The sequence below is a fragment of the Bacillus cereus group sp. MYBK220-1 genome (assembly GCF_051916445.1).
Lineage (GTDB): Bacteria > Bacillota > Bacilli > Bacillales > Bacillaceae_G > Bacillus_A > Bacillus_A cereus.
In genome coordinates, this window is record NZ_JBQAGQ010000001.1 from 90,610 (window position 1) to 107,763 (window position 17,154).

Genomic DNA, 17,154 nt, shown 5'->3' on the forward strand with positions numbered 1-17,154 from the left:
AGGGGATAATGTAAAAAGTAATTGGTAGAGACATAGAAATCTTTGTAATAGAAGCGAATGCCTGATGATATTACTGAGGGAAGGTGCATATTTTCATTGATATGTAAATATGCACCTTTTCTATTGTATATGCAATTTAATAAAGTTAATTTGAGTTTCTGTAACGTTCATATATGAAGCCATTCTTTAAAAAAGGACGTGATTTATCATACAAATTCACGCTGTGAAAATACCAAAGAATATTGAAAGTCATTTGTTTAAGAAACTTAGTAACTTGGTTTCAAATGGGAAGAAAGAGCGAATGAAGCGATTATTAAATTCATGCGACATTAATAGGACCCTGATAGGGGATTTACTAATCCGATCTCTAATCTGCCAAAAGTATAAAATTAATAATGAAGAAATTAGATTTATATATAATGAGTATGGAAAACCTTTTGTTGAAAACTTTTCTGACTTTCATTTTAATGTGTCTCATTCAGGAGAATGGGTGGTTTGTACTACTGCTAATTTTAATGTGGGTATTGATATAGAAAAAGTTTCAGAAATAGAGGCTTTTAAATTAGCAAAAGAATTTTTTTCAGCGGAAGAATTTTATGATATATCTAATATGAATTCTGATGAACAAATTAATTATTTTTATGATTTATGGACATTAAAAGAAAGCTATATAAAAACGATTGGAAAAGGGCTTTATACCCCATTAAATTCATTCTCTATAAAAAAAGAATCACGAACTTCAATTTCATACAAGCATATACCTAAAAACTTTTACTTTAAACAATATAACATTGATCCAAATTATAAGTTATCTGCTTGTGCAACAAGAGATGAATTTCCTCAAGAGATAATAATTAAAGACATTTATACAATTTGCCAAACTATATACAAATTTGAAAGTAAGGAGAAAATCAATGCAGAAGACTAAACTTTTTTGCTTTCCGCATGCTGGGGGATCTGCGTTTAGTTACGCAAAATGGAAAAATCACTTTAATCCATATATTGAGGTAGTCCCGGTAGAGTTAGCTGGTAGAGGATATAGAATTGAAGAAAACTTGTACCAAAGTATGGAAGAGGCAGTAAATGATGTCTACAATAAAATAGTTATGCAGATAGATGATTCGCCCTACATTCTATTCGGGCATAGCATGGGAAGTTTGATCGCCTATGAAGTAGCCAGAAAAATAAAAGATTCTAAAAACGTATCGCCTGAATTTCTTGTTTTGTCCGGTAGAAATCATCCAAATAGTAAAATAAGAAATATCCGACATAATCTTTCTAATGAGCAATTTAAAAGAGAAGTTATTGCAATGGGAGGTACACCATCTGGGGTACTGCAATCAGAAGAATTAATGGAGATCTTTCTCCCTATTCTAAGAGCAGATTTTAAAATCGTTGAGACGTATATTCATGACAAAAATACACAACCATGTGATATTGATTTTCTTATATTTAATGGGGAAAATGATGAATTTACTACATATGATCAAGTAATAAAATGGGAACGATACACAAGTAAAACGTGTACTTTTCATTCTTTTGAAGGTAATCATTTCTTTCTAAATGAAAATATTGAAGAAATAGCAAAGAGTATTATAGGAAAGTTAGATTCTAAAAGATTATCGACTAGTTTTTAGGATTTTTCAAAGTATGCTCATGCCTAAGAAACAAAAATATTAATGATGAAAAATACAGGCATTGCTGAAATTTTATTGAATATATGCATAGAAGCCTAAACGAACGGTTTAAATGCAGAAACTCTAAGCAAAATGTATATGAATTGACTTTAGTTTAAGCTTACCTATAATACCATCTAGATTCTTTATTATACTTAATACAAAGTACATAACAGTTAGGGATGCAATATGTGAAGTAAAAAGGCCGACTCTTATAATTATGAGTGGGCCTTTTGGTTTTATGGATATCAAATTAGTGAGCAACATTTCAAAGGGTATCTTGTGATATAACTAAGTAGAATTTTTTAAACAAGGGGATGATGAGATGAATAAATTGAAGGGGAAAATTGCATTAGTAACAGGGGCTAGTAGAGGGATAGGCCGAAGTATTGCCTTACATTTGGCACAGGCTGGTGCGTTAGTCGTTGTTCACTATAGTAAAAGAAAAGAAGAAGCAGAAAGTGTAGTGGATCAAATTAAACAAGATGGCGGTTCCGCGTTTGCGATTAGTGCAGACTTAAGTACTTTTAATGGCATTAACAATGCTTTGTTGATAATTAGCTAAAAAAGTATTGTACGATTAAATGCATTGTGTTACATTTGTGTTACAAGATTGTTACGAAATATTATAATCATTTCTATGTCATTTCCCTTTTGTTTCCTTAATGTTACGAAAGGTATAGATGTTTTATGTGTATAGGAGTGTGTGTAGTAAAGAGTCTGAGTTGAAAATACGTGCACACTTTAAATTTCCTTTCTGTCTGAATGAAGAAGACTACCAACTAATTAAAGGGTTTAAAGTAACAACTTTAAATAAAATGTGCTTCCTTTCCCACACACAATTTAGTACATATTTAAAGTACAGCCTAGTTGCTACACAGACTCTTGTACATATAAACATTAAGGTGAAATAGAGATAAAGATTTATTACATAATAAGCATTACTTAGCTAAACGTAAAAATATTATCTGTGCATTTTTATGAAATGTCTAGATGATATTTTTTGAAGATTTCTTGGATATGTTTATGGAATAACAATTGCTAATACTTAATGATTCTCTACTACTAAAACATCTGATAATTTATGTAATCGGATTTATAGGATGTATGTACATTCACTTATATAGGGAAAATGAGGTTTTTCATATGAAGTATAGTTACAAAGTGTTTATATTTATTTGGACAATTATTTTATTGTTTTTTCTACTTTATTATGGTTACAGTGAAATTTCCGAAACCGAGCAAGTGCCAGTCATAACAATCAAACAATAAAAATAAGAGATACTAAAAAAGCAAAATATAATAAAAATAGATACCCTAAAATGTTTAAGAACAGGAACAATTACATACATAAACAACCTTACGATTTCCATGCATACCCCGCGTCATTTGGGCAATAGGGGGAAAAGTATTATTATTTGGCGTGCGCAATCTTCCGTCACTAGTAGAAACGGAAATTTCCTTATCCCTGCTGAAGGAGGAAGGTGTCTACCTGCCAGGGATCGGATCTATTCTGCATCTAGAAACATTGGAATTAAAATTGTAGAAAACAAATAGTGAAAAGGGAACATATCTTGTGTTTCCTTTTTTATTCTTGTAGATAAGTCTGGGGAGAAAAAGGGGATTTCTGCACGAAACATAGATCTTATTGATATACTAATTGTGCTTTACGTATAGCTGGGAGTGGATGTGATGGCATTTGCAATTGCTGCGAGATTCCGTCATTCTTTTCATGAAATTGAATTATTAGACATTCCAAATATATTGTTTCCGAGTCCTTGCGGATTTTCATATTTCCAAGGCCGTTGCTTCGCTATTCTTGTTAACTGTTTATCATGATGAACACCGCAGAACTCTTTGTAAAGGCGGAAATTGATTATAGGACCATATGTACAAGTTGAAGGGGAATGGTAAATTGTTCAAAATAATGGTTATAGAGTACAAATAAACATTAAGCAGTATAAAGACTTTCTTAGCGCCTTTGCCTCAAATTCTAACTTAATTGAAAAGAGCCTCCATTACTTTATTGGAGGCTCTTATTTTTCACTTCAGTACAGAAGGTGATATTTTTTCTAACCAGAGAATGCCATCATATTGTTCTGTCGGAATCATGATTTCTTCTTTTAATTTATTTCCCCAATAACTTGCTGCAGTAGGAGTAAACATCCATGAAGTTTCTGGTCGGTTACTTTCTCCTTTTAAGTTAACGAAAACATGGGGACTTCCTACCGGGCTGATGATTTTTTCAACGCTTGGTTCTTCATGTTCATTATGTACAGGAATAACATCTTCATTAACATCATCCCAACTGCTTCCGCTATACGCAAATACACCAATTGTGTCCATTTGGTCTTTGATACGCTGTGGAAGATAATCCATCATATTTGGGCCAACATAATTGTATTGCTGCATCTTCGTAAAGTCTAATATCATTTTTGAAATATGTTTTATTTTTATTGTAATACCTATCCAGTTCAATCAACTCTGACACTGCTGTATCAAATTCACTCTTTACTTCAGGATTTACTTTTTGCAACCATTCTTTTGCATAAGAGCGGAATGAAGATTTATAAAACAAATTCATATCAAAACCAGCTAATGTGAGTGGCTTTTCTTTTTCTTTTTGTTCTTTCATATAGGTAAATAATTGTTCAAGTTCCTCAGCTTTCCATACAGAGTATAAGGATTGTTTCATCGCTTCTGTAGCGGTTGAGTTATCAAAATTTTGCTGAACAGCTGCTGCTTCCCAAAGCCCTGTTTCAAATGCAATCATATCATATTCCAGGTGTAACAGCTTGGGAGGAAGTGCTGGAAGACGGGCTCCCTAGGAAAGCAAAAAAAATAGGTGTGAAATAATTAGTTATTTGTGATGGTGGATTCTCCTAGGTGGAGGGTTCGCCGTTTTTTATTATATGTTATGTTGTAGTTTTTATATAAAGCATATTGAAAAGATAGGTTAAATCTTCTGGAATGATGTCTCCATAATTAATAACTTGTACAATAACCTTTCAATTATCACTAAATCCATTCATATCAACAAGTTGTCCCATATATCCCTTTGTAGCAATATCTTTTAAAGTACGCTAAAAATACCCTTTATTTTATCTTTATCTTATCTTTACCTTATCTTTAAATTTTTATATTAAACTTGAAACCTTAAAGTATTGATATATGAGTCTAAAAAGGGCGGGAGATAGATGTTCATTACATAGTTTGTATATAACCAATTACCTTTGAAAAATTGAATTTCTTATACGAGGAGGAATATATGAAGGATACAAGTAAAAAACAAATTATAAAAGTGTTCCTTATTAGTATTTTAGGCTTAGGAACAATACTTGGAATGCTATATTTTAATCATAAAACCAATATTCAACAAAATAAAGCGCAAGCCACCGAAAAACGTGTATTGCAATATGAGTCTACCTTAAAAAAAGAATTAGAAAAATATAATTTAGGAGAGAAAACACCAATTTTATTAGGAATTATGTATCAAGAGAGTAGAGGGGAGGGAAACGATCCTATGCAGTCATCTGAATCACTTGGATTAAAGCCAAATGAAATTCAAGAGACAAGCTTGAGCATTGAACAGGGGGTAAAGCACTTTGCTAAAATGTACAAATATGGAACGGACAAGGATGTTAGCATGGATACAATTATTCAAAGTTATAATATGGGGCCAGGGTATATTGATTTTATTGCTAGTCAAGAAGTTAAACAACATTCGGAGGATTCGGCCAAAAAATTTTCTAAGATGAAAGTTGATCAAAATCCAGCGATGTATACTTGTGGTGGAAATAAAAATAATTTTAGGTATCCATATTGTTATGGTGATTTCACATATGCCACAAAGGTAAATGAAAAAACAAAACTTATTGAAGAACTTCTTCGAAATGTACATAGCTTTTCTAAATAAGTTGCAGAATGAAATATAATGATACCATCAGTTATTAACAATAATATCTAAGAAAAAACTACTTTCTTTATTAATTAACATAATTTTCAAAAATAAATCCCGTAGATGTTAATATTTGTTATATAATATATTTGTCAAAGCATTATCCCTAAAGTTTCTAAAGTCAAGCTGTAAGATAGTTTGTTTGGCCCGTATTTTCACCTTAAAAGTGGAGTTTAAATATAGTTGCAATTTTTTGAGGGGGGGGGGAAAGTAAATGTTTATAAAAACAGAAAGATTATTAATACGAAAATTTGAGTTCAAAGATTGGCAAGCTGTTCATGAGTATACATCAGATATCAATGTTATGAAATACATACCTGAAGGGGTTTTTACTGAAGAAAATACAAGAAACTTTGTGAATGAAAACATTGGTGAAAACGCTAAGAACTTTCCTGTAGTATTAATTGATAAAGATATTCTGATTGGTCATATAGTTTTTCATAAATATTTTGGTGAGCATACATATGAGATTGGTTGGGTGTTCAATCCTAAATATTTCAATAAAGGATATGCTTCTGAAGCAGCACAAGCTACATTGAAATATGGCTTTAAGGAAATGAAATTACATAGGATTATAGCTACATGTCAGCCACAAAATACCCCATCATATCGAGTAATGGAGAAGATTGGAATGAGAAGGGAAGGCTATTTCAGGAAGTGTATACCACATGGGAATGAATGGTGGGATGAATATTATTATGCTATTTTAGAAGAAGAGTAGTGCCTTGGAACGCATCATTTAAATTGACACTCCTATTCCTAAATAGGCAAGTTGACTATCTTTATTGGGGATTCTTGCTACTAAAGGCGAAGTTTATTTCCGGTATCGCTGACGTGCAAAACTTTGTATAATCTCATCTTATCTCTAAATCACAACTGTTACCCCATCACCATCAAGTTAAAGTTTCATTTTATTTTGCTAACTTGATGGTGATGTGACGTAACCTTAATTATTTTTAAATTTTAAAAAGGCCCCTTAGTCATGTTAAAGGGACCTTGATCACGCAAATGATCTGTAAGCCAATTCATTTTTGATATACAGATCATTTGTATGATAATTTTTATAAATAATTGCTAAATAGTGAATTTACATAAATGCTTTTAGAAGTTCTTGAATTAATGGGATTGCTCCACCTATAAATTTTAAAACTGCCATCGCGATTTCCATATTATTCTCTCCTCTTTTTCGTATTAAGATGTGATAAATCTTTATAACCTTATTATAGTAAGCGCTTACAATTATAACAATACATTTCCGTATGCAATATTGCATATTTATACATTAGATCTCTATTATTCATTTTTTAATGGTACTATAGCGAGGTGAGAGTCTTTAAGGGTTCTTTTTAATAGGAGGAAATATGGAAAGAGTGCAAGCGATTTACAGTAATCAAAAATTTAAGAGTTGGGTTAAACAGGTATTAGCTGTAGGAGGAGTAATAGGGTGCTGTTATTTGGTGTTATATGTTTTCTGTTTCTTAGTTATCATGTAAATAGTATACAACTAAACTAGTAGAGTCTTGCCTAGAGAGGTAAGGCTCTTTATTGTAGTACCTGGAGATGAGCAAACTACATACAATATCTCTCAGGTTTTTCAGATCACTTTGTAGGATTCCTTGTTTAGAACACTAATTCATATCATTGAAAGCAGAATTCTATGGATAAAAAATATGTTTTTACTAGATACATACTAAAAAGATAAGCATAAATTATATTAGATTTTGGCAAAATCTTTTTGAATTGGAAAAGGATTTAAATCTTACTTATAGATTTGATTCCTTTTTATATACCATAATCCTTATATTGATACGTAAATATAATACAGTAATAATAAATTAAAAGCAAGAATTTTAGTAGCGGTACGTTCACACATCCATCAACTTAAGATTTTCAAACAAAAAATTCTTTTTTTAATTGATTAATAGTAAACGAGAAAGATTGGCAAATTAACAACTAAAGAGATTTCTTCAGGTAAAATCTATCAAAAGGTCCTTTACAAAATTTATACATAAGTCAATTATAAAATCATGTAAATATTATGTATTTTTGTAAAAGAAATTCATTGACACTTGTGTATATAAGTAACTATACTCGTTACATCAAATTGAATGCGTGATAATACGATTTTATTATTATTACAAACATGTAAATATAAAAATAGAAAATCTCAATTTGATAAATACAATGGTAGAGGTGTTTATTTTAATGAAGCACAAATTAATTGCAACAGGTATCCTTGCAGGAGCTATATTATCCTATTCTTCTAATATTTTAGCAGATACTCATAAATTCCCTGATGTTCCTACATGGGCTGATAAATCAGTTAACTATTTAGTTGATAAACAGGTATTAAATGGTTATCCAGATGGAACTTTTGGTTCAAATGACTCTTTAGACAGAGCTTCGGCTACAAAAATTATGACAAAAGTTTTAGGTATAAAAATTGATCCTAATGCAAAACCATCTTTTACAGATTCACAAAACCACTGGGCTACTCCTTATATTGCTGCTGCTGAAAAAGCTGGTATTGTTAAAGGTGAAGGGAATGGAATCTTTAATCCATCCGGAAAAGTAACTCGTGCTGCTATGGCTACCATGCTAGTAAATGCATATAAACTACAAAGCACAGCAAATCATAACGAGCAGGTTAGATTTGAAGATTTAAAAGGGCATTGGGGAGAAAAACATGCCAATATTTTAATAGATTTAAAAATTTCTAATGGTACCGAGAACGGTTGGCAACCAAATAGATTTATAACACGTGCTGAAGCTGCTCAACTTACTGCAAAAACAGATATGTTACAACAAAATTTAAACGATGAAAAAGAGGTTATTACTGCTACTTCATATGAAGATTTAAATTTAACAGTGGCTTCGAAAATTACAGCTCAAGAGATTGATAGTTTTATTGCAAAATATCATTCAGATAGTCCCTTAGTTGGACATGGACAAGATTTTATCAATGCGCAAAATCAATATGGCGTGAGTGCTCATTATTTAGCAGCGCATGCGATTTTAGAATCTGGATACGGAAAATCAGAAATCGCATATCAAAAACATAATTTATTCGGTCTACGTGCATATGATGGAGATCCGTTTAAATATGCGAAATATTTACCAAGCTACGGCGATAGTATTGCTTATAATGCTAATTATGTACGAGAAAGATATTTAGAAGAAAGTGGTATGTATTATAACGGGTCAACATTAACTGGCATGAACGTGAAATATGCATCAGATAAAGGCTGGGCTAAGAAAATTGCGGGTATTATGGAACGTATTAAACCGTTTCGTGTAGAAGACTATACATATGCAAAAAAATTACCAAAGAATCCTGAAACATTAGATGTCGACGCGTTATCTAATGAAATTCCATATAAAATGTATGCAGACGGTTCAAGCTCAAATGTTGTATCATCAGCTACTTACTATCAGGTACCTTATCCATTTAATTTAAAAATTAAAAGTAGACCAGATGTAGCTGTCGAGGAGAATAAAGTTGGTACAGTAACTCCTGGAACAACCATCTTTATTTATCGTGAAGATCCGAATGGATGGGTAGAATTCTCTTTTGAAGCTAATGGAGAAAAATATTGGACATTAAAAAATAAATTAAGTATGTAATTAAAAAGATCTATTTCACTAGTTTTAAAAGTATGGGATTGTACAATTGATTCTCTAGATTGGAAATACAATAAATTACCCGTTGATGTAGCAGCTGCAAAGATTATTCAAAATGTCTTAGCAGGTGCGACATCCGCATACTTTTTTTGGAAAATGTTGCGCAAAGTAGGTTCATTTTCAGCACTATCTCCTGGTTTACCGTAATCTTCAATGATGTAATATTCCTTATCTTAAATGTATATATTGAATATATGAATATATTGTGTTATGATGTGAATTAGAAACTCGCGTGTTTCAAATACAACATTTTTATCTTATTGATGACCTCTTATCTTTCCGTAAGAGGTCCTTTTTTATCCCTCCGTATTGCATAGCCGCTAAAATACTATGAAAAGATACTAGAGACTACTACAATGTGATATTCTCTAGTATTTTTTCTTTATCCATATTATCTATTGTTGGGTAATCGATGAATTATTAATTTTTGTATAATTTTCACAAAATAACTTTGAACCATTATTTATTTCAATATAAAATAATAAAGGAGTATATATGAATAGGTATGTCCTTTTTATGTGATGATAATGCGGATTGAAGCGTAATACTGAAACGGTAAATGAGAAGAATCAGGGCCGAAACAGATAGTAAGGAAAGTAAAACAGTAACAGCAGACAATACTTATAATGAAAACGTTCATAATGGACTGTCTATGGATGGAGAAAAAATACGAAAAGATAAAAGGGGCAAATGAATATGAACAGAGCCTTTAAAGGTACCGTATTAGCAGGGATAAGTGTGGGTTTCTTGCCAGCTGGTTGTACAATAGAAACATATGTCCTAACGCAGTCCAGAATATAAGCAAGTAGATTAAGTATTCTAAGCAGATAAATGAAGACTATAGCGATGAAGAAATTGAAAGACAACTAAGAGGTATAGCATCCTGACTTTCTAAATAACATGAGTGTTTCTATAGAATGAATCCTTAGGAGGGCTATTGTGGAACCTTTAATCAATGCTATTTTATACTTTGTATTTTTATTTGGAGCACTGTTTCTTATACTGGGTACTGCATTGGTTTTATTAATCGCGGCTGCATTACCAGTAATCTGGAAGAAGAATCTATCATTCCTAATGATTAGCTTAGGTATAAATATACTTGTCATTCCATTGTCTTTTTTTATTGGCGGGATGGCAACAGATTCCCCTGGTAGTACGATGCACGATTTTTGGGAAGTATTTTTGTTTATTCAGATATTTCCGTTTCCCCTAGTACTGCTATCTTTAGTTTGGTGGCTTGTGCGTCGAAAAAAAGCAAAAGTTCATGTGTAGCGTTTTTAATGCAAATAAGCTGTCCGTTTGGGCAGCTTATTATATTTATTACTAAGCGTGATTATTTCCAAAATGAATGCAATACCACTATACAGTTAAATTGAAGGTGAAACATATTGAAATCTTATCAAACTTTAGCCCACTTGTATGCATTAGGACTAGGCTGCGGACTTTGGAATAGAGAGGAGGTTATTTCATGGTGCGATAGGTTGATTGAAGCAAATGATCACCCGCCATATGAAATTATGGAGATATCTTTAATGTCTAAAGCAAAGCTGATATATATAGAATCGGCTTTACTGTCATATAGCCGCATAGTTGATGAAAACCCCTCGGTAAACATCCTTCTTTCAGTCTTAAATGAAAAGTTAGTAGCTCAGAAATGGAATATTAAACAAGCTATTACTTGCTCTACTCGATTACTAGTAAATAGAGGCCTGTATTGGGAAGAAGAATATTTTGATTTATACAGCCTTAATGATAGCTATGACTTAGCACAGGAAGGTATCCATTTTAATGAAAAAGATGTGATTTCTGCTTATATCGATACATTAGGTGTTTTTCGCGTCCATTTTAACGAGTTTGAAGATCTCTATTTACAAGTCATGAAACAGAAGTGGCAAGGGTAGAAGGCAGGAAAAAGAATCATTGAATCGTAAGAGTTACTTCCTGTATTTATCACCAAATTTATCTAGCCAAGACAAATCTGTCTTCGTGTTGATGAATTTTTGTCTCTTAATAACTTAATGCTATCGTTTTTATTTTTTCCGACAGCAAGCTAAGTTAGCATGTTTAATGCATAATGAGACGCCTGTAAATGAGCATTACTATTTAAATTTTTACCAGAGAGTAATTTAGTTAATTAGTAGAAAAAGGAAGGGGCCTATTTGGCTCCTTCCTTTTTCTCATACATACATAACGCTTGTTGACAACTTATGAAATAATAGCATTCATCGCTATTAAAATATAACATTAAAAGCAATTAATTAGATATGTAATTTTGCATATATTGTACTATTTCATGAATAGGAACAAAACTATTTATCTCTTTCTGTATGGAGACAAATAGATTTAGGTTTACTTAAGGTAAGAAGACCTGTTTATTGATTACTGGTTAAACCATATTTCTACGTATTTGAAAAAAATTATTTTACTGGATTGCATGTTAAAGAGAGTGAGGACTTTATGAAATGTAGGTTGTTCCTTGATTTCTTACTCGTGATTTTACTAGGAGGATGCATTGGAAAAGAAGTTACGTTATATACAATTTCAAAAGGGGATATTAGTCAGTGTATCCAAAGATGCGCTCCGCTTCCTGTTTCCTATCTTACTAAATTACCATTCCAAGCAAATTCCTTCTCTTTCAAACAATTCATCCATTGAATAAAGATAATTTGGCCATACGTATCGGAGGACATGAAACCTTTTCAATAAGATTTGGAATATATTTCAATATAATTCCGATACTATAACAGATCGAAAATTTCTCTATTGGAGGTATATAATGGCATATCCATTTCGTAACTTAGTATTTGAAGGTGGCGGGGTAAAGGGAAGCGCTTATATAGGTGCCATCCGTGCACTAAATGAAGAAGGGATTTTACCAGAAATACAACGATTTGGGGGTACTTCAGCAGGAGCGATTACTGCATTACTTTTAGGTCTTTCTATTCCATTCGCAGATCTTGTAAAAATCCACAAAGACATGAATTTCAAAGCGTTTAAAGATGATGATTTTTCGATTGTACAAGATAACATTCGTTTATTTTTTGATGGTTTTGGTATCTATAAAGGGGATTTCTTCACTGAGTGGGTAGGAAAGATTGTTGAAAAGTGGACAGGGAGTAAGGACACAACTTTTCAGCAGTTGTATGACAAAACAGGAAAAGACGTGTTTTTCCAAGGAACGAACGTTTCTACACACGAGCTTCGTACGTTTTCTCGCGAAACGACACCTGATGTCCCGTTAGTAGTTGCTGTGCGGATTTCGATGTCCATCCCATTCTTTTTTAAATCTGTGGAATGGGATAAAGATTATTATGTAGACGGAGGTGTACTCGATAACTACCCAATTCGTTTATTTGATCGGAAAAGTTTTGTGAATAAGGAAGAACACTTCACGACCACAGATACGATTGACGAGGTTAATAAATTGATAAGCAATATGGAGGATCATTCTACACTAAGTAGCTTACACACGAAATACAATGCATCTTTCTTTGATCCTACAGATGAAATTGTCTACAACAAAGAAACACTAGGTTTCCGTTTAGAATCCCAGGCCGAGGTTGCCATGTTAAAACATATCGCAACTTCAACAGAACATCATATTGGCCATTCTCTTATTCATTTTGCATGGAATTTGTCTCAAACCATGATCAAAGGTCATGAGAGTGGAAAAACAACCAAAGAAGATGCTGCCCGCACTGTATTTATCAATACATTCTTTACGCCGTCATTTAATTTCGATATCACAGAAGAAGAAAAGAAAACACTCATGAATTCAGGCTATACTTCTACTAAAGACTATCTACATCAGTTTAATACGTCTGAAGTAAAAATGTTTAATCGACCATAACATAAAGCCGAGTGCAATGCACTTGGCTTTATTTAATCGTCCTGTAAATTTTTTTAGTAGCTAATAAAAATTCAAATAGACTATGCATAGAACAAGAGAGAGGAGATAACAGAAAGTAATAAATATAAGTTTTGATGACCTCTTATTTTGTAAAACTAGGGTGTAGAAAGGGTGAAACAGGTGGAGGAAAAACGAATTATGATTTATAAAATTTTTCAGCTAACACAGTACAAAAGAGAACCCTAAAACCGTGGATGGGAATGTATCAAAAAATGAATAGAGTAAAAAGGCGGATTTCTTGTGAAAGTAGGGATTTACTTTTTCTTTCTACTGATAATAAAGCGTTATGTAGACTGGAAATGTATAAGGTATTCATTGCTATTCCTTCAAAATGCTAATGTTACATCATATTAAAATAACCTCTAATTTAAGTATTGAAATTCTCTAAATCTCGATGTATTATATTCTTGTATTTTCTCACTTTGCAAATCCGAGAAAACATCATCACTTCTGAAAGAACCCGAACTCCAGCGGGTTCTTTGGATTTACTTGAACTTATTTTTGAATCATTGTATTATATTTTCGAGTCTTACTTATATAAATCATTATCAGGAGAATCTGCAAATTTGCAGGTTCTTTTTTTATTTTATTGAAAGTAAACTTTTAGCCAGTCGTTTATTTTCATATTATTGGTTTTTATACGTGTTTGGTAAAAAATCAATGAGTTGCAAAAACATCTCTATTTTTATTCCATAACTTTCTAAATTTTGTTCGCGATAGTTTGATATTGTAAAAAAAGAAAATATGTGGCACGATATCACTTTGTTTTTTATACAGCTTTGTAATTAAACTATAATATTGTATTTTTTCTTCATTATTGAAATTAGTAATAATAAAATGTATTATTGAAAAGCACAATTTATAATTCAAGTAATCAAGCATATGTACCCATAATAATTCGAACATTCAGAAATTATAATATTGTCTAAAAATGAGGTGAGATTCATAGAAACAGTACATATTAAGTGGTATGGCATGTATAGTATAAATGACTTTTATAATAGGGAAGAAGCTTCTAAGAAGGGGCTATTTGCAATCTCTAGAGTATATGCTAAGAATGTAACATTGCTCTATATAGGACAAACCAAAAGAAGCTTTATACAAAGGATAAGAGAACTTAATAAAGAGTGGACTTTTGAGGAGAGCGAATTAAAGATTACATTAGGAATAATAGAATTTCCTAGTGGTGAAATTTACTCTGAAAAGAAGGTGAAAGAGATAAAATCTCTTTTGATTTTACGACATACCCCATTAGAAAACGAAACATCTTTATTATACTATAGAGGGAAATTTAATTTAAAAATTATAAATAAGGGAAGAAGAGGCTTAATTGTTAAAAAGCTTTCTACAGGAGATCTAATGTGGACGTAATTGGAATCACCTTTGAATAAAATTGAAGGTTTCTTAAGTGCAGAAGCTTATCAATTTTTAATGTATTAAACTATTTTGAATAACATATGTCAGATGCTTGAAAAAACACAAATTTTATTATGATATGAAATCCTGTATGGAAAGTGTAGTTTATTTCTATTGTTTAATAAAAATATTAAGAATTTTAGGGATAATACATAAAGAGTAGAGGAGAAAGTAAACACGGAGGTTTGAAGAATGGGACAAGTAAGCAGATTTCAGGAAAAACAACAGAATCGTCGTCAAAAGGCAATTTTTAATATTGCATTTACTTTGGTATTAGTGACAGTTGGTATAGTGACATACCAATTGTTTACCCCTTCTAATACATCAACGAAAGCAATTGCTCAAGAAAAGAAAGTAACAAAGATAGAAGAGAAGAAAACTGAAGATAAAGAAACAGCAAAGATAGAAGAGAAGAAAACTGAAGATAAAGAGACAGCAAAGATAGAAGAGAAGAAAACCGAAGATAAAGAAACAGCAAAGATAGAAGAGAAGAAAACTGAAGATAAAGAAATAGCAAAGATAGAAGAAAAGAAAAGCGAAGATAAAGAAGCAGCACAGTTAGAAGGGAAACAAAAAGTAGAAAAATTGGTAAAAACGAACGGAAATGAAAATAAAGAGGAAGAAAAAACGGTATCTCAAGAAAAGGATCTTCAAACTAATCCTTCATGGAAGCCAATTGGTACAGAGCAAGGAGCAAAACCTGAAATGAAATTTAAAGAAGGAACAGTAGATTGGAGTGAGATGAAAAAAGCAATCTCTTATGCTGTTGATGTTCCAGAGAGCCAATTGATTTTCGATTTTATTGGAAATAATGGTAATAATAAAGCCTACGGTAATGTACGAGATAAACAAAATAATAAAAAATATAAGGTTAATATTGATTGGGTAGAGAATCAGGGGTGGAAACCAGCATCTGTACAAGTGGTAAAATAAATAATTGAGATTAAAAAATCCAATATCCTTGAACTTTTAATTATTCCAGTAAAAGGCTAGAGATTAACTATTGAAATAGATAGTCTCCAGCCTTTTTTTATTAGTGGGGAGAAAAGGGTTTTATAAGGAGTGCTTAATATTCAATTATTTGTTAAATTATTATTCGAAATATATAATTAAATCTTATGGAAAAGTTGTGATATAAAGCACATAATATTTTTTTGAAATTCATTAATTTTAATATGAGGTGTAGAGAATGGGAAAATCTCGCGAACAAACAATTGAAAATATTTTAGAAGCGGCTAAGAAAAAATTTGGAGAGAGTGGATATGATGGTACAAGTATCCAAGAAATTGCAAAAGAAGCAAAGGTGAATGTTGCTATGGCTTCGTATTATTTTAACGGAAAAGAGAACCTTTACTTAGAGGTATTTAAAAAATATGGTTTTGCAAAAAAACTACCAAATTTTCTTGAAGAAACGCAGCATAATCCTAAAACTGCTCTAAGACAATATTTAACTTTCTTTATTGCACATATAAAACAACATCCTGAAATTGGAACGCTTGCATATGAGGCAATTATCAAAGAAAGTTCACAATTAGAAAAAATAAAACCATATATTATTGGGAATTTTGGACAATTAAAAGAAATCTTATTGGAAGGGAAAGAACAAGGAGTTTTTCATTTCTTTTCGACAAGCCATGCTATTTATTGGATTACCTCCATAGTCTTATTTCCGAAATTTAAAAAGTTTATTGATTCGATGAATCAAAGTGACTCCGACGATATGCAAACAGAGTGGATAACAGATGATCTTGTAAACAGAATTATTTCTTCATTAATACATAATCCTACATTATAAAATATCCCTTATTTAAAAATGAATCGACAACTGATTCAATTTCCCGATTCATGAAATTACTAAAAAGTATTTGGAGTTATACCCACTGGTATTTCACATCCTTAAATAATTGTAAGTGCCATTATTTAGAATGTATCGGTATAAAAGTACATAATTCTTTTTTTAGATGATAAAAAATTAAAAACTGCTAGTGCCATATGTATGTGTTGAATAGGATTAGTTACGTTATAATTTGTAAGTTTATAAATTACATAGATAGAATTTTTAAACATTTTACATTTCTAAATAAAGTTAAAAATCCACATCTACAGAGGTATTGGTGGGTGTGGATTTTTTAATTTTTTAGAGTAAGTGACTAAGATTTCTATGTCATAGGAGGGCTCTTAATATAGTATGCAAATCGTGAATTGTTTGTATACAAACATGAGGTAGTATCTCACTATATAGATATGCGATTAGGTATATTTTATTTGATGAATTATAACTATTATCTCCAAATATCTAACGAGACCTTACTAGAGATATTGGATTCGTATAACGAATATGTAAATAAAAAATAAAAAAATTAAATAATTCATATGAAAGGATGGGAAGAAGAAAGTAATTTAATAATGTTACTCCTTGAATTATATTATCTATAAATACATGTAATGTAATATGAAATATTACATATTTAAATAATTACTGTATGTAAAATGTTATATTCTTTGATGGAATA

General features: G+C 31.4%; 13 protein-coding genes and 5 pseudogenes. 14 read left to right on the forward strand and 4 right to left on the reverse strand.

Translation table 11 applies throughout. From position 1 onward, the window contains the following. Positions 1–223 precede the first annotated feature (223 nt). From ACTFRU_RS00380 to ACTFRU_RS00395, 4 genes and pseudogenes are all read left to right on the forward strand, one after another. Positions 224–928, forward strand: a complete 705-nt coding sequence (locus ACTFRU_RS00380; RefSeq protein ID WP_002042141.1) for a 4'-phosphopantetheinyl transferase family protein — start codon at positions 224–226, stop codon at positions 926–928. Beyond that, positions 915–1,637 carry a thioesterase II family protein gene (locus ACTFRU_RS00385; protein WP_088363502.1) on the forward strand — a complete coding sequence of 241 codons (723 nt, stop codon included), beginning with the start codon at positions 915–917 and terminating at the stop codon, positions 1,635–1,637. The genes ACTFRU_RS00380 and ACTFRU_RS00385 overlap by 14 nt, the downstream gene beginning before the upstream one ends. A gap of 364 nt (positions 1,638–2,001) precedes the next feature. Continuing rightward, positions 2,002–2,217: pseudogene (locus tag ACTFRU_RS00390) on the forward strand (SDR family NAD(P)-dependent oxidoreductase); the annotation flags it as partial. 1,151 nt (positions 2,218–3,368) lie between these two features. Then, positions 3,369–3,515 carry a hypothetical protein gene (locus ACTFRU_RS00395; RefSeq protein ID WP_006929300.1) on the forward strand — a complete coding sequence of 49 codons (147 nt, stop codon included), beginning with the start codon at positions 3,369–3,371 and terminating at the stop codon, positions 3,513–3,515. 204 nt (positions 3,516–3,719) lie between these two features. On the opposite strand, the pseudogene ACTFRU_RS00400 reads toward ACTFRU_RS00395, so the two are convergent. Together ACTFRU_RS00400 and ACTFRU_RS00405 are read right to left on the reverse strand one after the other, a co-directional pair. Next, positions 3,720–4,473: pseudogene (locus ACTFRU_RS00400) on the reverse strand (erythromycin esterase family protein); the annotation flags it as partial. A 136-nt stretch (positions 4,474–4,609) separates the two neighbouring features. Continuing rightward, positions 4,610–4,732 (reverse strand): annotated as a pseudogene (locus ACTFRU_RS00405) (vancomycin resistance histidine kinase VanS); the annotation flags it as partial. A gap of 212 nt (positions 4,733–4,944) precedes the next feature. On the opposite strand from ACTFRU_RS00405, the gene ACTFRU_RS00410 reads away from it, so the two are divergent. Continuing rightward, positions 4,945–5,592 carry a lysozyme family protein gene (locus ACTFRU_RS00410; RefSeq protein WP_000655733.1) on the forward strand — a complete coding sequence of 216 codons (648 nt, stop codon included), beginning with the start codon at positions 4,945–4,947 and terminating at the stop codon, positions 5,590–5,592. 256 nt (positions 5,593–5,848) lie between these two features. Next, positions 5,849–6,355 (forward strand): GNAT family N-acetyltransferase, encoded by a 507-nt coding sequence (locus tag ACTFRU_RS00415; protein ID WP_000470146.1) that lies wholly within the window; start codon positions 5,849–5,851, stop codon positions 6,353–6,355. 366 nt (positions 6,356–6,721) lie between these two features. On the opposite strand, the gene ACTFRU_RS00420 is transcribed toward ACTFRU_RS00415, so the two are convergent. Then, the gene (locus ACTFRU_RS00420; protein ID WP_063547319.1) at positions 6,722–6,907 is read right to left on the reverse strand and encodes a hypothetical protein; all 186 of its coding nucleotides are present in this window, start codon (positions 6,905–6,907) and stop codon (positions 6,722–6,724) included. 932 nt (positions 6,908–7,839) lie between these two features. Between ACTFRU_RS00420 and ACTFRU_RS00425 the strand changes: the two genes are divergently transcribed. Next, complete coding sequence (locus ACTFRU_RS00425) at positions 7,840–9,258, forward strand: S-layer homology domain-containing protein (protein WP_000680975.1); 1,419 nt, start codon at positions 7,840–7,842, stop codon at positions 9,256–9,258. Positions 9,259–9,282: 24 nt separating this feature from the next. Further along, positions 9,283–9,396: pseudogene (locus tag ACTFRU_RS00430) on the forward strand (polysaccharide deacetylase); the annotation flags it as partial. Here ACTFRU_RS00430 and ACTFRU_RS00435 read toward each other — a convergent pair. After that, positions 9,384–9,476: pseudogene (locus tag ACTFRU_RS00435) on the reverse strand (peptidase M56); the annotation flags it as partial. The pseudogenes ACTFRU_RS00430 and ACTFRU_RS00435 sit on opposite strands and share 13 nt — an antisense overlap. Positions 9,477–10,254: 778 nt before the next feature. On the opposite strand from ACTFRU_RS00435, the gene ACTFRU_RS00440 reads away from it, so the two are divergent. The 6 genes from ACTFRU_RS00440 (at position 10,255) to ACTFRU_RS00465 (ending at position 16,436) form a co-directional block, all read left to right on the forward strand. Further along, complete coding sequence (locus ACTFRU_RS00440) at positions 10,255–10,587, forward strand: hypothetical protein (protein ID WP_000433518.1); 333 nt, start codon at positions 10,255–10,257, stop codon at positions 10,585–10,587. A 116-nt stretch (positions 10,588–10,703) separates the two neighbouring features. Continuing rightward, on the forward strand, positions 10,704–11,216 hold the full coding sequence (locus ACTFRU_RS00445; protein ID WP_000844534.1) for a hypothetical protein: 513 nt from the start codon (positions 10,704–10,706) through the stop codon (positions 11,214–11,216). A gap of 875 nt (positions 11,217–12,091) precedes the next feature. Next, a complete protein-coding gene (locus ACTFRU_RS00450; protein WP_000331135.1) occupies positions 12,092–13,165 on the forward strand; it encodes a patatin-like phospholipase family protein in 1,074 nt (357 codons plus the stop codon). A 996-nt stretch (positions 13,166–14,161) separates the two neighbouring features. Continuing rightward, positions 14,162–14,596, forward strand: a complete 435-nt coding sequence (locus tag ACTFRU_RS00455; RefSeq protein ID WP_025709602.1) for a hypothetical protein — start codon at positions 14,162–14,164, stop codon at positions 14,594–14,596. A gap of 237 nt (positions 14,597–14,833) precedes the next feature. Beyond that, complete coding sequence (locus tag ACTFRU_RS00460; RefSeq protein ID WP_071732535.1) at positions 14,834–15,574, forward strand: YrrS family protein; 741 nt, start codon at positions 14,834–14,836, stop codon at positions 15,572–15,574. Between the two features lie 256 nt (positions 15,575–15,830). Beyond that, positions 15,831–16,436 (forward strand): TetR/AcrR family transcriptional regulator, encoded by a 606-nt coding sequence (locus tag ACTFRU_RS00465; RefSeq protein ID WP_000520479.1) that lies wholly within the window; start codon positions 15,831–15,833, stop codon positions 16,434–16,436. Positions 16,437–17,154: the final 718 nt, after the last annotated feature.